This window comes from Marinobacter excellens LAMA 842 (genome assembly GCF_001574445.1).
Taxonomy (GTDB): Bacteria; Pseudomonadota; Gammaproteobacteria; order Pseudomonadales; family Oleiphilaceae; genus Marinobacter; species Marinobacter shengliensis.
Map to the genome: position 1 here is coordinate 102,966 of NZ_LOCO01000007.1, position 22,853 is coordinate 125,818.

Sequence of the window (22,853 nt, forward strand, 5' to 3'; positions counted from 1 at the left end):
CTCCTGAGTTAGCGCGTCTGGAACCGAGCGGCGCTATTCTAGCGTTCGGGGGTTTCAGTGTCATGGCTGGTACCGACAAATCGCTATTTGCCGTCGGGCGTCTTAAGTTGGATAATGTGCGCCTTAAAATTATTCCCAGTGCTATACGAGGTTCCAACCGTGAGTCACGAACAAATCAACCAGCACCTGTCCAACTGGACAGAAAGAGAGTCCACCGCCGAAGCGATGATCCCGCTGATTGGCCGCCTGTACCGCAAAAACAACGTTGTTACGTCGGTATACGGCCGGGCGATCATCAACCAGTCGGTGATCGACATCATCCGTGCCCATCGTTTTGTTCGTCAGGTTGAGAACAGCGAGCTGTCCGTTCACGACACGCTGCCGATCCTGCAGGCCATGGACAAGCTGGATCTTGGTCGCGCCCACGTGGACATCGGCAAGCTGGCGGTCAAGTTCAAGGCTGAAGGCGGTGACCTCACCGAATTCCTGAAGCGTGAAATCGGCCCGGTGGTTGGCCAGTATGCCAGTCAGTCAGAGCAGGACGCCCAGAACGAAACCAAAGACGTAGTGCTCTATGGTTTTGGCCGTATCGGCCGTCTGCTGGCCCGAATCCTGATTGAAAAAGCCGGCGGTGGTAACAATCTCCGCCTGCGAGCCATTGTGGTTCGCCAGGGCGGTGCCGAAAACGATCTGGAAAAGCGCGCCAGCCTGCTGCGCCGTGACTCCGTGCATGGTCCCTTCGATGGCACCATCACCGTTGATGAAGAAAACTCCGCCCTGATCGCCAATGGCAACTTTATCAAGGTGATCTATTCCGATGGCCCCGACAAGGTCGATTACACCGCCTACGACATCCACAATGCCATTGTGATCGACAACACCGGCAAGTGGCGTGACGAAGCCGGTCTTGGCCTGCACCTGAAGTCCAAGGGTGTCAGTCGCGTGATCCTGACCGCGCCGGGCAAGGGTGATATCAAGAACATCGTGTATGGTATCAACAACGACTGGATTACCGACGAAGACAAGATCCTGTCCGCGGCTTCCTGCACCACCAACGCCATTACCCCGGTGCTGAAGGCCATCAACGACGAATACGGCATTGAAGATGGCCATGTTGAGACCGTTCACTCCTACACCAACGACCAGAACCTGATCGATAACTACCACAAGGGTAGCCGTCGTGGCCGTAGCGCAGCACTGAACATGGTTATTACAGAGACAGGTGCGGCCAAGGCTGTTGCCAAGGCGCTGCCGGAGCTCAAGGGCAAGCTGAGCGGTAATGCTATCCGGGTGCCGACGCCGAACGTGTCCATGGCCATCCTGAACCTGAATCTGAAGTCAGACGTAGATGTAGAGAAGGTGAACGATTACCTCCGCGACATGGCTCTGCACTCTGAGTTGCAGAAGCAGATCGATTTCGTGAATTCCCCGGAAGTGGTATCCACAGACTTCGTAGGCTCCCGCCACGCGGGTATTGTCGATGCCCAGGCCACCATCGCCAACGGTAAGCGCCTGATTCTGTACGTATGGTACGACAACGAGTTTGGCTACAGCGCTCAGGTTATCCGCTGTGTCAATCAGATGGCCGGCGTAACTTACCCGATCTTTCCGAAGCGGGCACGTGACTAAAGTCTAAGCCTGTTTCAGTCAAGTCGGATCAAAAAGGCCCCGGTAGCGTGAGCTGCCGGGGCTTTTTTACTACTTTGGAGGGATAAAACCATTTTCCTTACCGGTGGAAATAGGTTTCCTTAATCTCTATAATTGGCGCGATTTTGGGTATGTCTGGCACCCATATTCTCACCCCCGAGCGGCGGGGCCGGGCGTTAAAATCCACAGAAAAGTTTCTGATGATTGGATGAGGCTAATGATCAAGATCAAAAAAGGCCTGGATCTTCCCATCAGCGGCGCTCCCGAACAGACCATTACTGACGGCAAACCGATTCGCCACGTGGCATTGATCGGCTTTGACTACAACGGCATGAAGCCGACGATGGCTGTGAAAGAGGGAGACCGTGTCAAGCGCGGTACGCTGCTGTTCACGGACAAGAAGACCGAAGGCGTTCGTTATACTTCACCGGCAGCCGGTGTAGTGAAAGAAATCAACCGCGGTGAGCGTCGCGTGTTCCAGTCTGTTGTCATCGAAGTGGATGGCGATGAGGCGGAAACCTATGCCCGCTACAACGATTCCGATCTTGCCGGCCTGGAACGCCAGCAGGTAGTTGATAACCTGGTTGAATCCGGTCTGTGGACAGCGTTCCGCACCCGGCCTTACAGCAAGGTTCCGGAAATCGACTCCGCACCGAACTCCATCTTTGTTTCTGTCATGGATACCAATCCGTTGGCAGCAGACCCTACCGTTATTATCGGCGAGAACAGCAAGGCGTTCGAAAAAGGCCTGACCATCATCTCCCGCCTGACCAACGGTAAGGTATTTGTGACCGGCAAGCCCGGCTCCGACGTGTCTGTACCAAAAGCAGACAACATCGAAGTACACCAGTTCGATGGTGTGCACCCTGCCGGTAATGTGGGCACCCATATCCACCACCTGGACCCGGTTTCAGCCAGCAAGACTGTCTGGAGCATCAATTATCAGGACGTGATCGATATCGCCAAACTGTTCGAGACCGGTGAAGTGCCGGTTGAGCGCATTGTGGCTATCGGTGGCCCTAAAGCCCTGAAGCCCCGCCTGGTTCGTACCCGCCTGGGTGCCAGCCTGCCGGAACTGCTGGATGGCGAGATCGCCACTGATTGCGACGTCCGTGCCATTTCAGGCTCGGTATTCGGCGGTCGTCGTGGTGACGGCCCCTGTGCCTACCTGGGCCGCTTTGCCAATCAGGTGTCGGTGCTGGAAGAAGGCACCAAGCGTGAGTTCATTGGCTGGCTGTCTCCGGGCACCAACAAGTTCTCGGTGCTGAACATCTACCTGTCCAAGCTGACCGGTGGCAAGCTGTTCAACTTCACCACCACCACCAACGGCAGTGAGCGGGCCATGGTGCCTGTCGGTGCCTATGAGCAGGTGATGCCGCTGGACATCCTGCCGACTCAGCTGCTGCGAGCACTGATTGTTGGCGATACCGAAGTGGCACAGAAACTTGGCGCCCTGGAGCTGGATGAAGAAGATCTGGCGCTGTGCACCTTTGTGTGCCCCGGCAAATATGAATACGGTCCGATTCTCCGCGAGAACCTGACCCGAATCGAGATCGAGGGATAATACGATGGCTATCCGACAGTTTCTCGATGGAATCGAGCATCATTTTGAAAAGGGTGGTAAGTACGAGCGCTGGTATGCCCTGTACGAAGCCGTTGATACCATTTTCTACACCCCTGGCAAAGTAACTTCCACCACGGCCCATGTGCGTGACGGCGTAGACCTCAAGCGCATCATGATCACTGTGTGGTTGTGTACTTTCCCTGCCATGTTCTTCGGTATGTGGAACATTGGTTTTCAGGCCAACAATTTCCTGGCAGCCAACCCGGATGCCATGATTGCCGATGGCGGCCTGCGTGAAGCCTTTATCACCGCCCTGGCCGTGACCGGCGCCGGTGCCGGCTGGTGGGACAACTTCGTCTACGGCATGGCCTACTTCATTCCTATCTATGCCGTCACCTTTGTGGTGGGTGGTTTCTGGGAAGTGCTGTTTGCCACCGTGCGTCGTCACGAAGTGAACGAAGGCTTCTTCGTAACCTCCGTACTGTTTGCTTTGATCTGCCCGCCCACCATTCCGCTGTGGCAGGTGGCCCTGGGTATCACCTTCGGTGTGGTTATCGGTAAGGAAGTGTTCGGTGGTACCGGCAAGAACTTCCTGAACCCGGCCCTGACTGGTCGTGCCTTCCTGTACTTTGCCTATCCCGCGCAGATTTCCGGCGACACTGTCTGGACTGCAGTTGATGGCTTCAGTGGCGCAACGGCTCTGAGTTGGGCTGCCTCTGGCGGCCTGGAAGCACTGGAAACCCAGATCGGCTGGATGAATGCCTTCGTGGGTAACATTCAGGGTTCCATGGGTGAGACGTCCACCATTGCCATATTGATTGGTGGTCTGATCCTCCTGGCCATGAAGATCGCCTCCTATCGCATTGTCGGCGGGGTGTTGATCGGCATGATCGGCATGTCGTTGCTGTTGAACATTGTCGGGTCCGAGACTAACCCGATGTTTGCCATTCCGGCTCACTGGCACCTGGTTATGGGTGGCTTCGCCTTCGGCATGATGTTTATGGCGACAGACCCGGTATCGGCTGCGATGACCAATACCGGTCGCTGGATGTTTGGCATCCTGGTCGGTGTGATGACCATCCTCATCCGTGTGGTCAACCCGGCCTTCCCGGAAGGCATTATGCTGGCCATTCTGTTCGCCAACCTGTTCGCCCCGCTGATGGACCACTACGTGGTTCAGGCCAACATCAAACGGAGGCTCGCACGTGGCTAAGAAAAAAGAGACGGTCGGAAAGACCATTCAGGTCGCTTTCGCCCTATGTATCGTTTGCTCCGTGATTGTGTCTGCTGCAGCTGTATCCTTGCGCCCGCAGCAGGCCCTGAACCAAGAGCTGGACATCAAGTCCAATATCCTTCAGGCCGCCGGCATGGCTGAGCCTGGCGCCAATCGGGCCCGTATCGAAGAACTGTTTGGTCAGTTCGAGCCGCGCCTGGTTGACCTGCGTACTGGCCGGTTCACCACCCCGGAAGAGCTTGGCGTGCCTGATGTACTGAGCTACAACCAGTACCGCGCTGCCGGTGATCCGAACATGTCTACCCGCCTGTCGGGTGAGCAAGACACCGCCAATCTGCGTCGTCGTGCCCACGCAGCCACGGTTTACATCCTCGAGGAGGATGGCGAGCTGGTTCGTGTGGTGTTGCCGGTTCACGGTCCTGGTCTGTGGTCCACCTTGTATGGGTTCATTTCACTGGAAGGTGATCTGAACACCATCGAAGGCCTGGGCTTCTATGACCACGCGGAAACGCCTGGCCTTGGCGGTGAGGTAGACAACCCTCGCTGGAAAAGCCAGTGGGTTGGCCAGAAGATCTACGGTGACGACAAGAGTGAGCCCCAGATCCGCCTGATCAAAGGCGGTGCCAATCCGGACAGCGAGCATCAGATTGATTCCCTGTCTGGTGCAACGCTGACGGCTCGCGGTGTCGAGAACCTGATCAACTTCTGGATGGGTGAGAACGGTTTCGCGCCGTTCCTGAAAAATCTGCGCGACGGGGAGGCCTGATCATGTCTGACGTATCAGCCAAGAAGGTTCTTTTTGAACCGATTTTCAGTAACAACCCCATCGCCCTGCAGATTCTTGGGATCTGTTCGGCGCTGGCGGTTACCACCAGCCTGAGCGTTACGCTGGTTATGTGTGCTTCGGTTATTGCGGTAACCGGGTTTTCAAACCTGGCGGTATCTCTGATTCGTACCCAGATTCCCAACAGCATCCGGATCATCGTACAGATGACCATCATTGCGTCGCTGGTAATCGTGGTCGACCAGGTGCTGAAAGCCTATGCCTATGAAATCAGCAAGCAGCTGTCGGTATTCGTTGGTCTGATCATCACCAACTGTATCGTTATGGGCCGGGCCGAGGGCTTTGCCATGCAGAACCCGCCGATGCTGAGCTTCCTGGATGGTATCGGTAACGGTCTGGGCTACTCCATTGCGATCCTGTTCGTGGCGTTTTTCCGTGAGCTGTTCGGTTCTGGTGAACTGCTTGGTTTCACCATCCTGGCCTCGGTTAACGATGGTGGCTGGTATGTGCCGAACGGCATGATGCTGCTGCCGCCGAGCGCGTTCTTTATCATCGGTCTGGGCATCTGGGCACTGCGTACCTGGAAGCCGGATCAGGTTGAAGAGCCTGATTTCAAGATGTCAGCCCATAAAACCCGGGAGGCCTTCTAATGGATCATTATCTGAGTCTTCTGGTTACGGCCATTTTCGTTGAAAACCTGGCGTTGGCGTTCTTCCTGGGGATGTGTACCTTCCTGGCGATCTCCAAAAAGGTAGAAGCGGCGATTGGCCTGGGTATTGCGGTGGTTGTGGTACTGACTCTGTCTGTGCCGGTGAACAACCTGATCTTCAATACCGTTCTGCGTGAAGGTGCCCTGTCCTGGGCGGGACTCCCAGATGTTGATCTGAGCTTCCTGGGACTGCTGACCTACATCGGTGTTATTGCGGCACTGGTGCAGATTCTTGAGATGGTTCTCGACAAGTACATCCCGTCGCTGTACGCAGCGCTGGGCGTGTTCCTGCCTCTGATCACCGTTAACTGCGCGATCCTGGGTGCGTCACTGTTCATGGTTGAGCGTGACTACAACTTTGGTGAGAGTGTGGTGTACGGCTTTGGCGCTGGCGTGGGCTGGGCCCTGGCCATTGGTGCCCTGGCAGGTATCCGCGAGAAGCTCAAGTACAGTGATGTGCCCGATGGCCTGCGTGGTCTTGGTATTACCTTCATCACTGTCGGCCTGATGTCACTCGGCTTTATGTCGTTCTCCGGCATCTCGCTGTAATGCGCCCCCGGATCATCGGATAACTACGAGAAGGCGAGACCATGAATACAGAAATTATTCTTGGCGTGGTCATGTTTACCGTCATCGTGCTTGCACTGGTGGCGGTGATCCTGGCAGCGCGCTCAAAACTGGTCAGCACCGGCGACGTCACCATTGAAATCAATGACGACCCGGAACACACCATGAAAACGGAAGCAGGTGGAAAACTGCTGAACACCCTGGCGGGCAACGGCATCTTCCTGTCGTCTGCCTGTGGTGGCGGTGGCACCTGCGCCCAGTGTAAATGTAAGGTTCTGGAAGGTGGCGGCGCCATGCTGCCCACCGAAAAGACCCACTTCACCAACCGTGAAGAAAAAGAAGGCTGGCGCCTGTCGTGCCAGGTTCCTGTAAAACAGGACATGAAGATCGAAGTACCGGAAGAGTTCTTCGGCGTGAAGAAGTGGGAGTGCGAGGTGGTGTCTAACCACAACGTGGCCACCTTCATCAAAGAACTGGTACTGAAGCTACCGGAAGGTGAGGAAGTGGACTTCCGCGCTGGTGGCTATGTGCAGTTGGAGTGCCCTCCCTACGAAATCGATTTCAAGGACTTCGATATCGAGGAAGAGTTCCACGAAGACTGGGACAAGCACGATATCTGGCGCTATAAGGCGATCAACAAGGAAGACACCATCCGTGCCTACTCCATGGCGAACTACCCGGAAGAGAAGGGACTTCTGAAGTTCAACATCCGTATTGCGACACCGCCTCCGGGCACCAATCACCCGCCAGGCATCATGTCCAGCTACGTGTTCAACCTGAAGCCGGGTGACAAGGTCACTGTAATGGGGCCATTCGGTGAATTCTTTGCCAAGAAGACCGACGCGGAAATGGTGTTCATCGGTGGTGGTGCGGGTATGGCGCCCATGCGTTCCCACATCTTTGACCAGCTCAAGCGCCTGAATTCCAAGCGCAAGATCAGTTTCTGGTATGGTGCCCGCAGTGTGCGCGAAATGTTCTATGTGGAAGACTTTGATGGTCTGGCCGCAGAGAACGAGAACTTTGAGTGGCATTGCGCCCTGTCAGATCCGCTTCCGACTGACGACTGGGATGGCCCTACCGGCTTTATCCATAACGTGTTGTACGAAAACTATCTGAAGGACCACCCGGCTCCGGAAGACTGTGAGTTCTACATGTGTGGGCCCCCAATCATGAACGCGTCCGTCATCAAGATGCTGAAAGATCTTGGTGTTGAGGACGAAAACATCATGCTGGATGATTTCGGAGGTTAACAGGCTCAGATGACATCCCGCATGTTTGGACCCGTCAGGGTGGTTGTGGTCGGCGTCTTTATGACGCTGATCATGGCTGCCCTGGCGGGTTGCTCGTTTCAGGAAAAGGAAAAAGTCTGGGAGATTTCCGGAGGTATCTTCGGAACGACCTATCACATAAACGTCGTATTGCCAGAAGACAGGGAACGCCTGCAGACTCTGGCTCAGGGTATTCAGAAAGAGCTGGAAGCGGTGGATGCGTCCATGTCGACCTGGAAGCAGGATTCCGAGTTGTCACGGTTGAATCGCAAACAGGACCAGTCGGAGTGGACGGAGCTTTCTCCGGCCTTGTTTGAAGTGATACAGCGTTCCCAGGAAATTGCCGAGCTGACCGACGGGGCGTTTGATATCACCATCGGTCCCGTGGTCAATCTCTGGGGCTTTGGGCCGGATGCCCGGCCTGATACCGTGCCGTCTGACGCGGCCCTTGAGAAAGCGCTTGCAGATACTGGCTACCGCTATATCGAGTTGAACGCAGAGGCCATGGCGTTGCGTAGCGAAAAGCCCCAGTACATTGATTTGTCCGGGATTGCCAAAGGCTATGGTGTCGATGTGGTGGCCCGTTACCTGGACCGTGAAGGTGTGCAGGCGTACCTTGTAGAGATCGGTGGTGAGGTGAGGGTCAATGGGCGGAAACCTGACGGCGGTGCCTGGCGCCTGGCCATTGAAGAGCCATCGGAACAGGCAAGGCAGGTCAGCAAGATAGTGGCCATGGATCAGCATGCGATGGCAACCTCCGGTGACTATCGTAACTATTACGAATCGGATGGACAGCGTTACTCGCATACAATAGATCCATCGACTGGTAAGCCGATCACCAACAGGATAGCGTCTGTGACGGTGATTACCGAAGACAGTATGACTGCCGACGCTCTAGCCACCGCATTCACCGTGATGGGTTATGAGCGGGCACGGGCGCTGGCAACGCGGGAAAATATTCCTGCTTATTTCATCGTGCGAGGCGAGGGCGGCTTTGAGGTGCATGAAACACCGGCTTTCTCTTCCTTCGTGGTTCAGTAAAGGAGGGCAGTATGGGTACCTTTCTTCTCGTTTTGTTCATTGTGGGCATTCTGATTGCCGGTATGTCGATCGGCGTGATCTTTGGCCGTAAGCCGATCAGCGGCACCTGCGGTGGGATTGGTGCCCTGGGCATCAGCCAGTCCTGTGATATTTGTGGCGGTAACACGCAGAAGTGTGAGGAAAGCCGCAGCGAGACCGGGGCCTCTGAGAAAGGTGAAGATCTGGCCTACGACGCCTCGCGCACAGAAAAGTAAGCGACACTCATCAATAAATAGAACTACGCATTTTATGGCGTAGATAAGGAGTCACTGCGCACATGGCAGAGCATCACTACGACGTCGTCGTTATTGGCGCCGGCCCTTCCGGTGAAGGGGCGGCAATGAACGCGGCCAAGCACAACAAGCGAGTCGCCATCATTGAAGACAAACCGACGGTGGGCGGTAACTGCACGCACTGGGGCACCATTCCATCCAAGGCGCTGCGTCACTCGGTGAAGCAGATCATCACCTTCAACACCAATCAGATGTTCCGGGATATCGGCGAGCCGCGCTGGTTTTCCTTCCCGAGGGTGTTGCAGAATGCGCAGAAGGTCATCGGCAAGCAGGTAAAGCTGCGCACCCAGTTCTATTCCCGTAACCGGGTAGACCTGATTAACGGTCGTGCATCGTTTGTAGACACCCATCGGTTGGAAATTCGTGGGAACAAGTCGGTTGAGACTATCCACTTCAAACAGGCCATTATTGCTACTGGCTCCCGTCCGTATCTGCCGCCCGATGTGGATTTCCGCCATCACCGGATTTACAACTCTGACTCCATCCTGAACCTGTCCCACACCCCGCGCACCCTGATTATCTATGGCGCCGGCGTTATCGGTTCCGAGTACGCCTCCATTTTTGCCGGGCTGGGTGTAAAGGTTGACCTGATCAACCCGGGCAGTCGCCTGTTGTCATTCCTGGACGACGAAATCTCCGATGCGCTCAGCTACCACCTTCGCAACAACGGTGTGCTGGTTCGCCATAACGAGCAGTACGAATCGGTGAAGGGCGACGACCACGGTGTGGTGCTTTCCCTGCAGTCTGGTAAGAAAATTCGCGCCGATGCCTTCCTCTGGTGCAACGGGCGAAGTGGCAACACGGAAAACCTTGGGTTGGAGAATGTGGGCCTGGTGCCCAATGGCCGCGGCCAGTTGGCAGTGGATGACCACTACCGTACCGAGGTGGACCACATCTACGCGGCGGGCGATGTGATTGGCTGGCCGAGCCTGGCCAGTGCAGCCTATGACCAGGGCCGTGCGGCTTCGTCAGATATCACCCAGGACGAGTATTTCCGATACGTGGATGATGTGCCCACGGGTATCTACACAATTCCTGAAATCAGCTCCGTCGGTAAAACCGAGCGGGAGCTGACAGAAGCCAAAGTGCCATACGATGTTGGTCAGGCTTTCTTCAAGGACCTGGCGCGGGCACAGATCACGGGTGAAGCGGTGGGCATGCTGAAGATCCTGTTCCACCGTGAGACTCGGGAGATTCTGGGTATTCACTGCTTCGGTGACCAGGCGGCTGAGATTGTGCACATCGGCCAGGCGATCATGAACCAGAAAGGGGAGGCGAACTCCCTGAACTACTTCATCAATACCACCTTCAACTACCCGACCATGGCGGAAGCCTACCGGGTGGCGGCATTGAACGGCCTGAACCGGATCTTCTGATCCGGTCAGTTCCGTACCGGCGCCGGTATTATGCCGGCTCGGGCATTCCTTCCTTTGCTGGCAAGCTCAGAACGGCTCTGGCGCGGTTGTCGAAGAACATCCGTGTGCTTGTCGGGTAGTCGGTAATAATGCTGTCTACGCCCATCTCTTCCAGCTTCAGCATGTCGTGAATGCGGTTCACCGTCCAGGTGGACACATGCATATTACGCTTGTGGGCCTGGGCAACCATGTCGGCATTCAGAATCTTCCAGTTCACACAGAAATACTCACAGCCCAGGCGGGTAGCCAGGTTCAGCGGCTTCGGGAACTTTCGCTCAGCCACAAGGCCAATCCGGAGGTTCTTGTCACGGCGTCTCAGTTCCCTGAGGAACCAGGGATCGGATGAGGTAACGGCGGCGGTCTGGTAAAGGTTCCGGCGCTGGATAACTTCTGTCAGGCGGTTGCAAAGTATGTTCAGGCGGGCCCGGTTGTCCTTCTTCACTTCCAGCTGCAGGTGCTCCAGATCGTCGAACTGGTCGAGCAGGTTTTCGAGAGTCGGAATGCCCGCTTTGCGGGGCCAGGCGCTGGTGTTGCGCCGAGCGTCCATGTCGGCCAGCTCGGCGGCCGTGTAATGGCCGACATTGCCCTTCTGCCCGGTAGTGCGATCTACTGTCAGGTCGTGCACCAGCACCGGCACGCCGTCTTTTGACAGCACCAGGTCCAGCTCGAAGTGCCGGATACCATGCCGATAGGCATGGATAAAACCGGGCATGGTATTTTCTGGAGCCTCACCTTTGGCCCCGCGGTGACCATAAACGATCATTCTGCAGTACTATCCTTGAGAGTCTGGTAAATAGCCTGGCGTTTCTTCCAGGTGTCGTGGCACAGGCGAATATCTTCCAGGTACGCCGGCAACTCTTTCATCAGCAGGGCCTGGGGGCCGTCAACCAGAGCTTTCTCCGGCTTCGGGTGGAAGTCTACCAGCACCATGTTGGCGCCGGCGATCACGCCCTGGGCGGTGGCGTGCATCACGTCCAGAATACCATCCGGTGAGCGGTCCCGGCTGCCCACGGAGTGGGACGGGTCTACACACACCGGCATGCGAGTCAGGCGCTTTACCGCTGGTACGTGGGCGAAATCCACCATATTTCGGTGCGGCTGGCCGGCCTCGGTTTTCATGCCCCTCAGGCAGAAAATCACGTTGGCGTTGCCCTCACTGGCCAGGTACTCCGCGGCGTTCAGCGACTCGTTCAGGGTAATACCAAAACCGCGCTTGAGCAGTGCCGGGTAGGTTTTCTGCCGGCCTATGGCTTTGAGTAGCTCGAAGTTCTGGGTATTCCGGGTGCCAATCTGCAGCATCACACCGGTGGGCCGGCCCAGTTTCTCCAGGCAGGTGTCGATTTCTTCGATATGGCTTTCGTGAGTAATCTCCATGGCAATAACCTTGATGCCATGCTTGCCGGCTTTCTCGAAGACCCAGGGCAGGCAGCCCTTGCCGTGCCCCTGGAACGAGTATGGGTTGGTGCGGGGTTTGTAGGCGCCCATGCGGGTGCAGACCTCGCCATTGTCCTCAAGCGCCTGCATCATCTGCTCAACGTGCTCGGGCACGTCTACCGCACATAGCCCGGCAAAGATGTTCAGGTTGTTCTGGCTGAACTCGACGCCGTTGTAGGTGAAACCGCTCTGGCGGTGATCGTCTTTGTGGCGGCCCAGAATGCGGTAGTCATCAGAGATTCGGATGGCGCGCTCCACGGCAGGTAGCGCTTCAATCTCTTCCTTGTTCAGTGTTTTGGTGTCGCCCAGCAGATAAATCTCCGTCAGCCGCTGGCTGGCACCCTGAACCTCATGTACCCGAACACTGACGCCAGGCAGGTTTTCCAGGTAGTGCATGGTCTGGCTGTAGGCTTCGCTGTCCAGTTCTGTGTTGGGGTGAAGAATGGCTAACATGAAATCTCCTTGGGGTTAACCGGCGGCGTCTTCCGCCCTGTGCCTGGCCTGCATGAATTCCCGATGATTAAGATGCAGCAAGTCCGCAATCCGGCGAATAAGGTGTTCTTCGTATTTGTCGATACGGCCGTCTGCCAGGGCTACCCGCCAGATACTCTCCAGCAGGGCCTGTTTCTGGGGCTGGTCAAAGTGGTCGTTGATCTGTCCGGTGAACTCATACAACGACGTGGAATCCTCTGCGTGTGCCAGGGCGTCGGCAAGAATCTCTTCCGCTTCTTCCCGGGTAACCTGATGGGCCTGAACGGCGCAATCGACAATAATCTTCAGCTCGCGCTCGTCCTCGTGATTGTCGACACGGGCAAGCTGCACCATCAGGGCTGTGGCCGCCACAGCCAGTTGGTGGGCGTCGGTTTGCACAGGCTCGGATTCCGGCACTGCAAACAGTTTTTTCAGGCGATCAATCATACAGCGCCCCTTGGCTACAGGTTGGGGTGTTGATCAGGCAGCCTCGGTCGCTAACTGTCGCACCCGGCTTTCCAGTTCAATCTGGTCTGCGGCAAACCGGCGAATGCCATCAGCCAGTTTCTCGGTGGCCATGGCATCCTCGTTGGATTCCCAGCGGAACCGCTTCTCGTCCACGTGGTGTGGTTTGTCGGCGGTGCTTGCGCTGCCCGCGTTCAGTCGCTGGGGCAATTCGCCTTGATCGTCTTTCAGCTCCTGCAACAGGGCAGGGCTGATGGTCAGGCGATCGCAGCCGGCGAGCATTTCAATCTCGCCAGTATTACGGAAGCTCGCCCCCATCACCACGGTATTGAAGCCATTGGCCTTGTAGTAATTATAGATGCGTGTGACCGATTGCACGCCCGGGTCTTCCGCCGCCGGGTAGCTGTCGCGGCCAGTGCTGGCCAGGTGCCAGTCCAGAATGCGCCCTACAAACGGCGATATCAGATAGGCACCGGCTTCGGCGCAGGCGGCAGCCTGTACAAAGGAGAACAGCAGGGTAAGGTTACAGTGGATGCCTTCTTTTTCCAGCTGCTCAGCGGCGCGGATGCCTTCCCAGGTAGAGGCAATCTTGATCAGCACCCGGCTGGTGTCTACGCCCTGGCGGTCATAGTAGTCGATCAACCGGCGTGCGCGTTCCAGGGTGGCGGCGGTGTCAAACGACAGGCGGGCGTCTACTTCTGTGGAGACGACGCCGGGAATGAGGTTCAGGATTTCTTTACCGGCCAGCACCGCCAGCATGTCAGTGGCGATGGTCAGTTGTTCGGCGCCAGAGCCCCCACGCTGGCTGGCGAAGGCGACGGCCTTGTCCAGCATCGGGCGGTAGGCTTCCGATGCTGCGGCTTTCAGCAGCAGTGAGGGGTTGGTGGTGGCATCTTGTGGCCGCCATTGGGCAATGGCATCAAGGTCGCCGGTGTCGGCCACCACGGTGGTCATGGTCTTCAGTTGGTCCAGCTTGCTGTTCATTCGTCCTGTCGTCCCGGTTGTGCGGTGTTATGGCGGTATCCAGCTCCAGAATACCTTTGTAACCCCTACAATAACGGCAGCTTACGACAGGAACAAGACAACAAAAGGTATGGGGATGATCAACTTTCCGTAATGAGTTCCGGTTCCCTGACTTTGGCCAGAGCCTGCTCCACCACTTCCAGGCCGGAACCCGGCTTGTTGGCGTTCTCGCTCAGATGCCGGCGGAACTGTCGCCCTCCTGGCTGGCCCAGGAACAGGCCCATGATATGGCGGGTCATGTGGGTGAGGTACACCCCCCGGTCCAGTTCCTGCTGGATGAACGGAAACATGGCGCGCAGGGCATCATGACGGCTGGTGACAGGTGCCGGCTCACCAAAGAATTCGGTATCCACGTCGGCCAGTAGCCAGGGATTGTGGTAGGCCTCGCGGCCCAGCATCACGCCGTCGGTGTGGGCCAGGTGCTCATGGCAATCCTCAAAAGTTTTGATGCCGCCGTTGATGATGATTTCAAGGTGAGGGTAGGCCTGTTTCAGACGGTACACCCAATCGTACTTTAGCGGTGGGATATCGCGATTTTCCTTCGGGCTCAGGCCCTCCAGAATGGCAATGCGGGCGTGCACGATGAACGTCTTGCAGCCGGCTGCAGCAACGGTTTCGATAAACTCGCACAGCTCATCCCAGGATTCGCGGCCGTTGATGCCAATACGGTGCTTGACCGTAACCGGCAAATCCGTGGCCGCAATCATCGCTGCCACACCTTCCGCCACCTTATCCGGATGGCCCATCAGGCAGGCGCCGATCATGTTGTTCTGCACCCGATCACTGGGGCAGCCGACGTTCAGGTTCACTTCATCAAAGCCAAACTGCTGCGCCAGCTTTGCGCAATGAGCCAACTCACCGGCATGGCTGCCACCAAGCTGCAGCGCCAGCGGGTATTCGGATGGATCATGGCGTAGAAACCGCTCGGTATCCCCATGAATCAACGCCCCGGTGGTCACCATCTCGGTATACAGCAACGCCCGGCGGCTCAGAACTCGCGCCAGGTAGCGAAAATGAGGTGTTGTCCAGTCCATCATCGGGGCCACACAGAAGCGGCGGGAAGGGCCGGAGTCGGCGGCAAATGGAATCGGCGATGGAACAAAAGACATAGAGCTACCTGTAAACGGCAATGGCGCAGATCATACGAAAATCCAAGCGTCCTAGTTTATCAGGAATACCCCTAATAAGCAGGCTGCGAGGGGGCTCCCAGTGCCATCCCCGAATGTAACAAAATGTACCGGGGTCTGACCCCAGTACATTTACCCGGGCGAAATGTCTTGGGGTCTGACCCCGGCATGTATAATCCGCGGTGGATGAACCGGACAACAGGATATTGAATGACCATCACAGCCTTTGACGCCTTAGCCTGCCCCCTGGACGGCGCTGCCTTGCAGCGGGAGTCGGGTTCGTGGCGGTGTGCCAGTGGCCATAATTTTGATGTGGCGCGGCAGGGTTATGTGCATCTGTTGCCGGTGCAGAAGAAACGTTCGCTGGACCCTGGTGACAGTAAGGTGATGGTGGCGGCACGCCAGCGGTTTCTTGAGGCAGGGTATTACCAGCCGATTGCCGAGGCGGTGTCGCGGGCAACGCTGGACGATGCGCCGGCCAGCACCACACTGAGTTGCCTGGATGCCGGTTGTGGTGAAGGCTATTACCTGCGGCAACTGGCCTGGGCGGCGGGCGACGAGCGCTCCCTGGCGCTATTGGGCCTGGATATCTCGAAATGGGCGGTACTGGCGGCGGCCCGTGAAGACAAACGGCCGAGCTGGGTGGTGGGCAGTAATGCGAATCTGCCGGTGCTACCTGGCTCACTGGACCGTATTCTCTGCCTGTTTGGCTTTCCCGTGTACCCGGAATTCGGCCGTGTTCTCAAACCGGGCGGCAAGTTGATTCAGGTGGACGCAGGGCAGGATCACCTGCGGGAGCTGCGGGAAATTATCTATCCTGAAATCCGGAGCGAATCGAAGAAAGTGACGCCAGCCCCGGAAGGATTTCGCCGAGTGGCTTCGGAAGATGTTCGGTTTTCACTGCATCTGGCGGGGGCGGAGCCCATCGCAGACCTTCTGGCGATGACGCCCCATTTCTACCGGGCAAACGCGGAAGGCCGGGAGCGGGCGGCTGCCCTGAACTCCCTGTCACTCACGGTAGATGTTTGCCTGCACACCTTTGAGCGGGTTGCTGAGGGCGATTAATCCGCGTTTTCCATGCCCAGCCGGGTACCACGGGCCTTGAGCCGGTAAAACTCCTCAATAATACCAGCCATGGCCTCCGGGCAGTATTCCCGGAGCCCGCCCAGCATCAGGCGTTTGGACACTTCACCAACCGAGCAGCCATCAGACATCAAGTGGTAAGAGAGGGTTACGTTGCCGCGCTTGCCCGCCACTTCCAGGTCCGCCTTGTTCAGTTCCAGGTCTGGCTGAAGATTGTCCTGTTTATTGATCGCCACGCTCATGCTTTCATACATCACCATCGGGCGGTCGGGGTTGAACATGACCCCGTGGGATTCCATCAGCGGTTTGAGCGTGTGGGGGAAATTCTTGCCAGAGGCCGCCACGTAGGCGCGGGTGAAGTCATCAATCACTTGCTCGTCCCGGATTACCGCACCGCTGCGGCTCACTTCCAGGTAGACCTTGCCGGCTTCGTCGCAGACTTCGATGGTGTCATCGCCGGTTTCCCGGAATTCCAGGGGAATTTCTGCCCCCAGCAGATTGCGGAAACGGAATGTCATGTTCTCTGATAACCCAAAGCGCCCGACCACAATGGCAAACAGCAGGTCACCGGGCACGCAGAAACGGCGGGCGTCCGGATCGTGGATAGGGTTGAAGTCTCCGGCAATCTCTTTGGCAAAATGGCTGGCCTGGGGCGCAGTAATAACAATGCGTCCGTCCTGGACGGTATAAAAACGTTCTGAAAGCATGGTGTACCTTTTACGGATCGCAGAGATGAGGGAGCGAGATGTTTGTCGGTCCGCAGATTGATCCTGCCATTCTAAACGATTAAACGCCGCAGGGCCCTCCGGCTTTCGTACAATGCCCGGTGGCAACGTCAGTCTTCGTCTTCTGCATCCCGCAGGCGTTCCTGGCGTTCCCATTCTTCTTCCTTGGCGGCTTCAATTACATCGAGCAGCTCATCCACGTTCGCGCTTTCGGTGTCGTGCTCAAAGCAGCCAGTCAGCTGGCTGTCGGGGTGCAGGTCGCCGGCTTCATAAAGCGCCCAGATCTCCTTGCCATAATCGGTATTCAGCAGTTCCGGGGCAAAGCGGCCGAAATAGCGGCGCATGTTGTCTACATCCCTCTCGAGCATGCGCTCCGCGCTGTTATTGCCAGCTGCATTAACCGCCTGGGGCAGGTCGATAATGACCGGACCGGTGGCATCAACCAGAACATTGAATTCGGACAGGTCGCCGTGAATCAGGCCGGCACTGAGCATGCGCACGACGTCGGCAATCACCTTGCTGTGGTAACTGCGGGCCTGTTCGGGGGTGAGTGTAACGTCGTCCAGCCGGGGCGCGGCCTTGCCTTCACTGTCGGCAATCATTTCCATCAGCAGCACGCCGTCAACAAAACCGAAAGGTTCTGGCACGCGAACGCCGGCGTCCGCCAGGCGGTAGAGGGCGTCTACTTCGGCGTTCAGCCAAGCGTCTTCCTGCTCTTTCTGGCCATAGCGGGTTTTCTTGCTCATGGCCCGTGCGCGACGGCTGTTCCGTACCTTACGGCCTTCCTGGTACTGAACGGCCTGTTTGAAACTGCGCTTCTGGGCCTCTTTGTATACCTTGGCGCAACGCACCTGGTCGCCGCAGCGCACCACAAACACCTGGGCTTCCTTGCCGCTCATCAATTGGTACAACACCTCATCCACCATGCCTTCATCAACGAGGGGTTGTAATCGTTTTGGTATCTTCATATAAGTTTCTGTGCCCGGTTCAGCTTGCTGGCTCTGTATGGTCATGGCCAGCGTTTATCGGCACATACTACCTGATTGTGAGCAAAGGAGTGTTGTATTGATCCCGCGCGGACGATTTCCATGGCGATCGCTGATCATCCTGTTGGCCTGCTTGCTGTGGCTGCCGTCAGCTTCCGCGCTGGACTGGTCATTCTTGCTGCAGCAGGGGCGAATGGGCATTGCCCTGCCGGATATCGAGACTACGGATTGGCGCGTGACCGGCATCCGGGCTGAGGTGGTTAACTCGGTTGAGGCAGACAACCAGGCGGTTATCGTCCGTTTTAAACCCGGTTCAAGGCTGACGGCCGCCACCCTTGCACAGAACGCCGGAGATTCTTCGGTTTTCTTAAATAACGTGCAGCTGGATCTGACCGATGTAACCGTCACCATCAACCTCGGTGGCGTCGAAGCCCTTGTGGACCGCACTGCGGTGGCTGGCCAGGTCACCATTGAGATTGAAAACTTGCAACACCCCAGCCTGAAACCCCAGGGTTGGCGGTTCGACGGGCGGGTGAGTGGCGCTGTGTCTGATCTCAGCCTTGAGGGCCAGCTGCGATCAGATTCCGGCCTGTTGGCGGAGGTGGTGTTGAGAAACCGGACTGGGGAGTTCATGGCTGGCCGGGTAGCTATGGCCATGGCCGCTGAACAAGCCGGCACGGCAATCGCTGATACACTCGCCCAGTGGCCCCCGTTGCTCACGTTAAACCATGGTCAGCTTGAGGCGGCCGCCAGCTTTCGGCAGGAACCGGATGCCCCCCTCGCACTAGATGCCCGGCTGAATCTGGCGGGCGTGAATGGGGTCTTCGATCGAACCGCGTTTTCCGATATGAGTGGCCGCTTGTTGTTCAGCCTTGAAGACGAAACACTGGCTGCCCGCCTGCGCGACATCACCATTGCCCAGATCAACTCCGGTATTGGCATAGGTCCGGTGCGGTTGCTGGCGGATTATCGGGCGCCGGCCGCCGAGCCGCTCACTGGCCAGTTAGAGATTCAGCAGGCCACAGCCGAATTTCTCAATGGCCGCCTGAGAGTCGCACCGCAATCCTTCGATCTGGCCAATCATCCCGTTAACGTCCCGTTGGACGTCTACGAGTTATCGCTTGAACGGCTGCTAGAAGTTTACCCGGCCGAAGGCTTTGAGGGCACCGGCAGGCTAAACGGCCGGATACCGCTGATAATCTCCGGCACATCGGTAGAGGTTGAGCAAGGCACCATGGCGGCTATTGTTCCGGGCGGCCGCTTGCGGTTACCGGGCGAGCGCCTTCAGGCCATGTTGGGCGGTAGCCAGGCCGTGGACCTGGTGGTGCAAGCTTTGCAAAACTTTCACTATTCGGTGCTGGATAGCACGATAGACTACGATAAGAATGGAAAGCTGATGTTAGGCCTGCGGCTGGAAGGACAAAGCCCGGGCGTTCGCGGCGGCCAGCCGGTGGTGCTGAACATCAATCTTGAAGAAGACATTCCTGCGCTGTTAACCAGCCTACAGCTGAGCGGCAGGGTGAACGAAGCGGTTACCGAACGCGTTCGGGAGCGGCTGCAACAGTCCGGGCAGGAGGCAAAACCATGATCAATGTGTGGCGGTCACGCAGGCCGCTGGCGATGAGAGTTCTGATGATATCGGTCCTGCCTTTGGCATTCATTGCCTGCACGCCAACCGTACAGATGGCGGCACCGAAAGAGCCGATTACCGTGAACCTGAACGTTAAAATCCAGCACGAGATCTACGTTAAAGTGGACAGGGAAGTGGATGAACTGTTCAGTGATAAAGGCCTGTTCTGAACAACAGCGGCCTGAACAAGGGCAGATCAAGGGGTTGAAGATGAAACGACTGATGCAACTGGGCGCCTTCCTTCTGGCCATCGGCATGGCACTGCCGGCGCTCGCCATGAGCCTGGAAGAGGCCAAGCAGAAACTGGAAACCGTCAAACAGCAGGGCCTGGTGGGCGAAACGCCGACCGGATACCTGGAAGTGGTGCGCGCAGAAGGCGATGCGCCTGCGGTGGTGCAGGCCATCAACAACGCGCGCCGGGATGAATATGCCCGCATTGCCGAGCGGCACGACATACCGGTTACCCAGGTGGAAACTGTGGCTGGCAAGAAAGCTATCGAGAAAACACCGGCCGGGCAGTTCGTTCAGGTCAATGGCCAGTGGGTGAAGAAATAACGCTTACTCCAGCTCAAGGATCAGTGGCTCCATCAGCCTGTACACCCAGGCTGATCGGCCATCCTGCAGTGTTAACTCCACCCTTTCGTAGCGCACACCTAGCCGCTCATACCTGTCCAATGCCCGCAATTCACTAGCGCTCACTTCAATCACCTCTCCGGCTACGCTGGCATCAGCGTCCGGCTTTATATCCAGTTTTTCCTTGCGAAAACCCGGGAGTATTGCCAGTTCGCTGCTGCCGGCACGCCCCGTCACCAGCCAACGCACCCAGGGCCGGGTGAGGGTGCCGTACACAAACACCGAATAGGTTTCGTCCTCGTCGATGGCAGGCAGCTCCGCCGTTGGGTTATAGCCAAAGCTGCTGACAAAGGTCAGCCAGAGATAGGCAATGCCCACCATCAGCAGTGTCAGAATCAGCGCCAGGGAGCGTTTGATCGATTTTCTCATAAATTACTACACAGTCTCTCCGGCATGGCTGATCAGCACCCCGGGCGCACCGGTTTCCAGCTTGTCTCTCAGGCTGCCTGGAATGACGGCCTTGGCCATCTTTGAAGGCTGGATAAGCACGTAGGTTATGTCTGCATCGGCGATAAACTGCCCGTCACCGTGCCGGAAGAATTCCAGGTGCAGCGTGAAAGACGTATTCCCCAGCCGCCCGGCCTTGATGCGGGCTTCCAGCACATCGTCAAACTTCGCTGGTGCTTTCCAGTTAACGGTCATGCTGACTACCTGGATGTCCAGGTCCTGATCAAGCAGGTGCTGGTAATCACCAAACAGCGTGCGGATATACTCATTCACAGCAATATCCACGAAATCTGCATAGCGGGCATTGAACACCACACCCTGGGCGTCGCATTCGCCATAGCGCACCCGGAAGCGAAAACGGAAAGGATTATTCTCGTCAGTCATTGGCCTTTGGTCCGATCGGGATATTTATAAGCCCCGCATAGCGAGCGCTGATTGGCCCATCAGAATGGCTTAATTGCTGCCTTGTGCCAAGTTTCGTAACAGCTCCGCCGCCGGAACCTCCAGGCACCCCGATGCATTCTGCCCACACCACAACGGCGAGAAATCCCCGGAGCCCTGTGCCTCGGCGGCCGCCCGCAATGGTGCTATGGCGTTGGTGGCCAATGGGAAAGCGGGAGCCAGGGCTGATATCGGCCCCAGCTCTCGCATCACTCGGTTCATAATGCCTCTTGCCGGGCCCCCGGAGAACAGATTAGTGATGGCCGTGTGCCGGGCCGCATCGCTCTTTAGCGCCTCGCGATGAACCGCCCGGGTTGTGGCTTCCGGACACAGCATAAACGCCGTGCCCACCTGGGCCGCCGCAGCGCCAAGTGCCAGTGCCGCCTTTACGCCCCTGGCATCGGCAATGCCACCGGCTGCAATAACCGGCACACTCACCGCAGCAACCACCTGGGGCAAAAGGGCAAACGTTCCCATCTGCGTGCTCATGTCCTTTGTCAGGAAAATACCCCGGTGGCCACCGGCCTCAAGCCCCTGGGCAATAATGCCGTCGGCTCCGTTGCCTTCCAGCCAAAGGGCTTCTTCTACCGTGGTAGCCGATGACAGCACCGTAGCTCCAGCGGCTTTGACCCGTTGCAGCAACTCGGGCGCAGGCAGGCCAAAATGGAAGCTCACAACGGCTGGCCGGAATTCCTCCACAATGGCAGCCATCTCGGTGTTGAAGGGTTGCCGCCCGGGGCCATTGGCAATAACGCCTTCGTCCAACCCGTATTCCCTATAGTAGGGCGCCAGCGCCGCCCGCCAGGACTTTTCCGCTGAGGTATCGGGTTCTGGTGGAGTGTGGGCAAAGAAATTCAGGTTGAATGGCCGGTTTGTGCTGCCTTTCAAGGCTTCAAGCTCTGCCCGGAGTGCAGCCGCGGTCAACATCGCGCAAGGCAGCGATCCGAGCCCGCCGGCATTGGAAACCGCTGCCGCCAGCCGGCTGTCTTGAACGCCTGCCATGGGCGCCTGAATGATAGGTAAATCTGTTCCCAGAAAGTTCAGCATGACGTTTTCCTATCCTGCATGACGGGCCCTGCTGTTGCTGTGGACCACAGCGGGTAGGGGATGCCGGCCAAGCGATTCATTACAAAAGCATGCGCCAGCAGCAAGCCGACACCGGCCATCAGTATAGGTAATTGGGCCGGGTCTGGCATCAGCCCCAGGGAAACGATCAGCGCCGTAGCGCCCGCTGGTGGGTGCGCTACCCTGAACACCACCATCAGGCAGCTGGCCAGCCCCAGAGACAGGGCCGCTGCGCCCACCCGAGGCAAGTCGACACCCGTCATAAAAGCGGACGGCTGATCCTGCAAACCGAACAGGTACAGGCTGAACAGCCCAGTGAGAGCGCCAATGAGGTGTCCGCACAGGGTGTTTCTTGGTGAAGCGGGTTGGGCCATGGGCACATAGAACAGAATAAAGGCGGTGGCGCCGAGCGAGGGAAAGATAAACGCTTCCTGGGTGACAAGTGCAACAAAAGAGACCAGCGCAATACTGAAACCACCATTGATCAGATTGAACACAGCCATAACCGTGGTTCGACTGTACCGCGTGGCCAGTCGTTCCAGATGAAGTGCATTCAGCAATCCTTTGGCCAGCTGCCAGCGCAGCTGCTCGTTCCTGCGTCCCATGATCTTGGCTTGCCCTGATTTGGTGCATTAATTGAAAGGGGCGCGATGGTAATCACTGATGAATATCAAGGCAAACAGGGATTTTCGATATGGGTTAAGGGTATTGTGGATAAGCTATTGGGTATTCATTATTCACGGAGATACGAAACTCATGTTT

Annotated in this window: 25 protein-coding genes; 14 read left to right on the forward strand and 11 right to left on the reverse strand. The window is 57.2% G+C overall.

The annotated features are described in order from the left end of the window. The first annotated feature begins 159 nt into the window (after positions 1 to 159). The 10 genes from J122_RS08530 to sthA all read left to right on the forward strand — a co-directional run bounded on the left by J122_RS08530 (position 160) and on the right by sthA (position 10,522). Positions 160 to 1,629 (forward strand): glyceraldehyde-3-phosphate dehydrogenase, encoded by a 1,470-nt coding sequence (locus J122_RS08530; RefSeq protein WP_061331854.1) that lies wholly within the window; start codon positions 160 to 162, stop codon positions 1,627 to 1,629. 235 nt (positions 1,630 to 1,864) lie between these two features. Continuing rightward, positions 1,865 to 3,211 carry a Na(+)-translocating NADH-quinone reductase subunit A gene (locus J122_RS08535; RefSeq protein WP_061331855.1) on the forward strand — a complete coding sequence of 449 codons (1,347 nt, stop codon included), beginning with the start codon at positions 1,865 to 1,867 and terminating at the stop codon, positions 3,209 to 3,211. A 4-nt stretch (positions 3,212 to 3,215) separates the two neighbouring features. Next, positions 3,216 to 4,424: an NADH:ubiquinone reductase (Na(+)-transporting) subunit B gene (locus J122_RS08540; RefSeq protein ID WP_061331856.1), complete on the forward strand. Its 1,209-nt coding sequence runs from the start codon at positions 3,216 to 3,218 to the stop codon at positions 4,422 to 4,424. Next, positions 4,417 to 5,211 carry a Na(+)-translocating NADH-quinone reductase subunit C gene (locus J122_RS08545; RefSeq protein WP_061331857.1) on the forward strand — a complete coding sequence of 265 codons (795 nt, stop codon included), beginning with the start codon at positions 4,417 to 4,419 and terminating at the stop codon, positions 5,209 to 5,211. Before J122_RS08540 ends, J122_RS08545 begins: the two co-directional genes overlap by 8 nt. A gap of 2 nt (positions 5,212 to 5,213) precedes the next feature. After that, complete coding sequence (locus J122_RS08550; protein ID WP_058090112.1) at positions 5,214 to 5,879, forward strand: NADH:ubiquinone reductase (Na(+)-transporting) subunit D; 666 nt, start codon at positions 5,214 to 5,216, stop codon at positions 5,877 to 5,879. Further along, positions 5,879 to 6,487: an NADH:ubiquinone reductase (Na(+)-transporting) subunit E gene (nqrE, locus tag J122_RS08555; protein ID WP_058090111.1), complete on the forward strand. Its 609-nt coding sequence runs from the start codon at positions 5,879 to 5,881 to the stop codon at positions 6,485 to 6,487. Before J122_RS08550 ends, nqrE begins: the two co-directional genes overlap by 1 nt. Before the next feature lie 41 nt (positions 6,488 to 6,528). Beyond that, on the forward strand, positions 6,529 to 7,755 hold the full coding sequence (gene nqrF / locus J122_RS08560; RefSeq protein ID WP_061331858.1) for an NADH:ubiquinone reductase (Na(+)-transporting) subunit F: 1,227 nt from the start codon (positions 6,529 to 6,531) through the stop codon (positions 7,753 to 7,755). 9 nt (positions 7,756 to 7,764) lie between these two features. Next, complete coding sequence (locus tag J122_RS08565; RefSeq protein WP_061331859.1) at positions 7,765 to 8,814, forward strand: FAD:protein FMN transferase; 1,050 nt, start codon at positions 7,765 to 7,767, stop codon at positions 8,812 to 8,814. Positions 8,815 to 8,825: 11 nt separating this feature from the next. Beyond that, on the forward strand, positions 8,826 to 9,068 hold the full coding sequence (gene nqrM / locus J122_RS08570; protein WP_061331860.1) for a (Na+)-NQR maturation NqrM: 243 nt from the start codon (positions 8,826 to 8,828) through the stop codon (positions 9,066 to 9,068). 62 nt (positions 9,069 to 9,130) lie between these two features. Further along, complete coding sequence (gene sthA, locus J122_RS08575; protein WP_061331861.1) at positions 9,131 to 10,522, forward strand: Si-specific NAD(P)(+) transhydrogenase; 1,392 nt, start codon at positions 9,131 to 9,133, stop codon at positions 10,520 to 10,522. Between the two features lie 28 nt (positions 10,523 to 10,550). Here the strand turns inward: sthA and J122_RS08580 are convergent, their stop codons facing one another. The 5 genes from J122_RS08580 to dusA all read right to left on the reverse strand — a co-directional run bounded on the left by J122_RS08580 (position 10,551) and on the right by dusA (position 15,063). Then, positions 10,551 to 11,324, reverse strand: a complete 774-nt coding sequence (locus J122_RS08580) for a glycerophosphodiester phosphodiesterase (protein ID WP_061331862.1) — start codon at positions 11,322 to 11,324, stop codon at positions 10,551 to 10,553. Continuing rightward, complete coding sequence (locus tag J122_RS08585) at positions 11,321 to 12,448, reverse strand: 3-deoxy-7-phosphoheptulonate synthase (RefSeq protein WP_061331863.1); 1,128 nt, start codon at positions 12,446 to 12,448, stop codon at positions 11,321 to 11,323. The genes J122_RS08580 and J122_RS08585 overlap by 4 nt, the downstream gene beginning before the upstream one ends. A 15-nt stretch (positions 12,449 to 12,463) precedes the next feature. Continuing rightward, positions 12,464 to 12,913, reverse strand: a complete 450-nt coding sequence (locus tag J122_RS08590; protein ID WP_061331864.1) for a TerB family tellurite resistance protein — start codon at positions 12,911 to 12,913, stop codon at positions 12,464 to 12,466. 33 nt (positions 12,914 to 12,946) lie between these two features. Then, a complete protein-coding gene (gene tal / locus J122_RS08595) occupies positions 12,947 to 13,915 on the reverse strand; it encodes a transaldolase (protein ID WP_061331865.1) in 969 nt (322 codons plus the stop codon). Positions 13,916 to 14,034: 119 nt separating this feature from the next. After that, a complete protein-coding gene (gene dusA / locus J122_RS08600; RefSeq protein WP_061331866.1) occupies positions 14,035 to 15,063 on the reverse strand; it encodes a tRNA dihydrouridine(20/20a) synthase DusA in 1,029 nt (342 codons plus the stop codon). Positions 15,064 to 15,291: 228 nt separating this feature from the next. On the opposite strand from dusA, the gene J122_RS08605 reads away from it, so the two are divergent. Next, positions 15,292 to 16,146: a putative RNA methyltransferase gene (locus J122_RS08605; RefSeq protein WP_061331867.1), complete on the forward strand. Its 855-nt coding sequence runs from the start codon at positions 15,292 to 15,294 to the stop codon at positions 16,144 to 16,146. Here the strand turns inward: J122_RS08605 and J122_RS08610 are convergent. Both J122_RS08610 and J122_RS08615 read right to left on the reverse strand, forming a co-directional pair. Then, complete coding sequence (locus tag J122_RS08610) at positions 16,143 to 16,871, reverse strand: DUF3581 family protein (RefSeq protein ID WP_061331868.1); 729 nt, start codon at positions 16,869 to 16,871, stop codon at positions 16,143 to 16,145. The genes J122_RS08605 and J122_RS08610 overlap by 4 nt on opposite strands. 128 nt (positions 16,872 to 16,999) lie before the next feature. Then, entirely contained in the window at positions 17,000 to 17,857 is an 858-nt protein-coding gene (locus J122_RS08615) for a PA4780 family RIO1-like protein kinase (protein WP_061331921.1), read from the reverse strand. A gap of 97 nt (positions 17,858 to 17,954) precedes the next feature. On the opposite strand from J122_RS08615, the gene J122_RS08620 reads away from it, so the two are divergent. Genes J122_RS08620 through J122_RS08630 form a run of 3 tightly spaced genes read left to right on the forward strand, consistent with a single transcriptional unit; the run spans position 17,955 to position 20,060 of the window. Next, positions 17,955 to 19,463 (forward strand): YdbH domain-containing protein, encoded by a 1,509-nt coding sequence (locus J122_RS08620; RefSeq protein WP_061331869.1) that lies wholly within the window; start codon positions 17,955 to 17,957, stop codon positions 19,461 to 19,463. Positions 19,464 to 19,495: 32 nt separating this feature from the next. Further along, entirely contained in the window at positions 19,496 to 19,675 is a 180-nt protein-coding gene (locus tag J122_RS08625; RefSeq protein WP_058092783.1) for a YnbE family lipoprotein, read from the forward strand. Between the two features lie 40 nt (positions 19,676 to 19,715). Then, complete coding sequence (locus J122_RS08630) at positions 19,716 to 20,060, forward strand: YdbL family protein (RefSeq protein ID WP_061331870.1); 345 nt, start codon at positions 19,716 to 19,718, stop codon at positions 20,058 to 20,060. A gap of 3 nt (positions 20,061 to 20,063) precedes the next feature. Here J122_RS08630 and J122_RS08635 read toward each other — a convergent pair whose 3' ends face one another. The 4 genes from J122_RS08635 to J122_RS08650 form a co-directional block, all read right to left on the reverse strand. Continuing rightward, positions 20,064 to 20,507 carry a gamma-glutamylcyclotransferase family protein gene (locus J122_RS08635; protein ID WP_061331871.1) on the reverse strand — a complete coding sequence of 148 codons (444 nt, stop codon included), beginning with the start codon at positions 20,505 to 20,507 and terminating at the stop codon, positions 20,064 to 20,066. Positions 20,508 to 20,513: 6 nt separating this feature from the next. Further along, entirely contained in the window at positions 20,514 to 20,969 is a 456-nt protein-coding gene (locus J122_RS08640) for an acyl-CoA thioesterase (RefSeq protein ID WP_061331872.1), read from the reverse strand. Between the two features lie 69 nt (positions 20,970 to 21,038). Continuing rightward, positions 21,039 to 22,073, reverse strand: coding sequence for an NAD(P)H-dependent flavin oxidoreductase (locus J122_RS08645; protein WP_061331873.1), 1,035 nt, complete (start codon positions 22,071 to 22,073; stop codon positions 21,039 to 21,041). Then, a complete protein-coding gene (locus tag J122_RS08650) occupies positions 22,067 to 22,696 on the reverse strand; it encodes an HPP family protein (protein WP_058090380.1) in 630 nt (209 codons plus the stop codon). The genes J122_RS08645 and J122_RS08650 overlap by 7 nt, the downstream gene beginning before the upstream one ends. Between the last annotated feature and the right edge of the window lie 157 nt (positions 22,697 to 22,853).

What these genes read in the sequence shown, in the direction of transcription:
- J122_RS08550 (WP_058090112.1), top strand. Translation starts at nt 5,214, where the DNA reads ATGTCTGACGTATCAGCCAAGAAGGTTCTTTTTGAACCGATTTTCAGT.
- J122_RS08635 (WP_061331871.1), bottom strand. Translation starts at nt 20,507, where the DNA reads ATGAGAAAATCGATCAAACGCTCCCTGGCGCTGATTCTGACACTGCTG.
- J122_RS08645 (WP_061331873.1), bottom strand. Translation starts at nt 22,073, where the DNA reads ATGCTGAACTTTCTGGGAACAGATTTACCTATCATTCAGGCGCCCATG.
- J122_RS08580 (WP_061331862.1), bottom strand. Translation starts at nt 11,324, where the DNA reads ATGATCGTTTATGGTCACCGCGGGGCCAAAGGTGAGGCTCCAGAAAAT.
- nqrE (WP_058090111.1), top strand. Translation starts at nt 5,879, where the DNA reads ATGGATCATTATCTGAGTCTTCTGGTTACGGCCATTTTCGTTGAAAAC.
- tal (WP_061331865.1), bottom strand. Translation starts at nt 13,915, where the DNA reads ATGAACAGCAAGCTGGACCAACTGAAGACCATGACCACCGTGGTGGCC.
- J122_RS08610 (WP_061331868.1), bottom strand. Translation starts at nt 16,871, where the DNA reads ATGCTTTCAGAACGTTTTTATACCGTCCAGGACGGACGCATTGTTATT.
- J122_RS08650 (WP_058090380.1), bottom strand. Translation starts at nt 22,696, where the DNA reads ATGGGACGCAGGAACGAGCAGCTGCGCTGGCAGCTGGCCAAAGGATTG.
- J122_RS08535 (WP_061331855.1), top strand. Translation starts at nt 1,865, where the DNA reads ATGATCAAGATCAAAAAAGGCCTGGATCTTCCCATCAGCGGCGCTCCC.
- J122_RS08605 (WP_061331867.1), top strand. Translation starts at nt 15,292, where the DNA reads ATGACCATCACAGCCTTTGACGCCTTAGCCTGCCCCCTGGACGGCGCT.
- sthA (WP_061331861.1), top strand. Translation starts at nt 9,131, where the DNA reads ATGGCAGAGCATCACTACGACGTCGTCGTTATTGGCGCCGGCCCTTCC.
- J122_RS08565 (WP_061331859.1), top strand. Translation starts at nt 7,765, where the DNA reads ATGACATCCCGCATGTTTGGACCCGTCAGGGTGGTTGTGGTCGGCGTC.
- J122_RS08540 (WP_061331856.1), top strand. Translation starts at nt 3,216, where the DNA reads ATGGCTATCCGACAGTTTCTCGATGGAATCGAGCATCATTTTGAAAAG.
- J122_RS08590 (WP_061331864.1), bottom strand. Translation starts at nt 12,913, where the DNA reads ATGATTGATCGCCTGAAAAAACTGTTTGCAGTGCCGGAATCCGAGCCT.
- J122_RS08615 (WP_061331921.1), bottom strand. Translation starts at nt 17,857, where the DNA reads ATGAAGATACCAAAACGATTACAACCCCTCGTTGATGAAGGCATGGTG.
- nqrM (WP_061331860.1), top strand. Translation starts at nt 8,826, where the DNA reads ATGGGTACCTTTCTTCTCGTTTTGTTCATTGTGGGCATTCTGATTGCC.
- dusA (WP_061331866.1), bottom strand. Translation starts at nt 15,063, where the DNA reads ATGTCTTTTGTTCCATCGCCGATTCCATTTGCCGCCGACTCCGGCCCT.
- J122_RS08625 (WP_058092783.1), top strand. Translation starts at nt 19,496, where the DNA reads ATGAGAGTTCTGATGATATCGGTCCTGCCTTTGGCATTCATTGCCTGC.
- J122_RS08640 (WP_061331872.1), bottom strand. Translation starts at nt 20,969, where the DNA reads ATGACTGACGAGAATAATCCTTTCCGTTTTCGCTTCCGGGTGCGCTAT.
- J122_RS08630 (WP_061331870.1), top strand. Translation starts at nt 19,716, where the DNA reads ATGAAACGACTGATGCAACTGGGCGCCTTCCTTCTGGCCATCGGCATG.
- nqrF (WP_061331858.1), top strand. Translation starts at nt 6,529, where the DNA reads ATGAATACAGAAATTATTCTTGGCGTGGTCATGTTTACCGTCATCGTG.
- J122_RS08585 (WP_061331863.1), bottom strand. Translation starts at nt 12,448, where the DNA reads ATGTTAGCCATTCTTCACCCCAACACAGAACTGGACAGCGAAGCCTAC.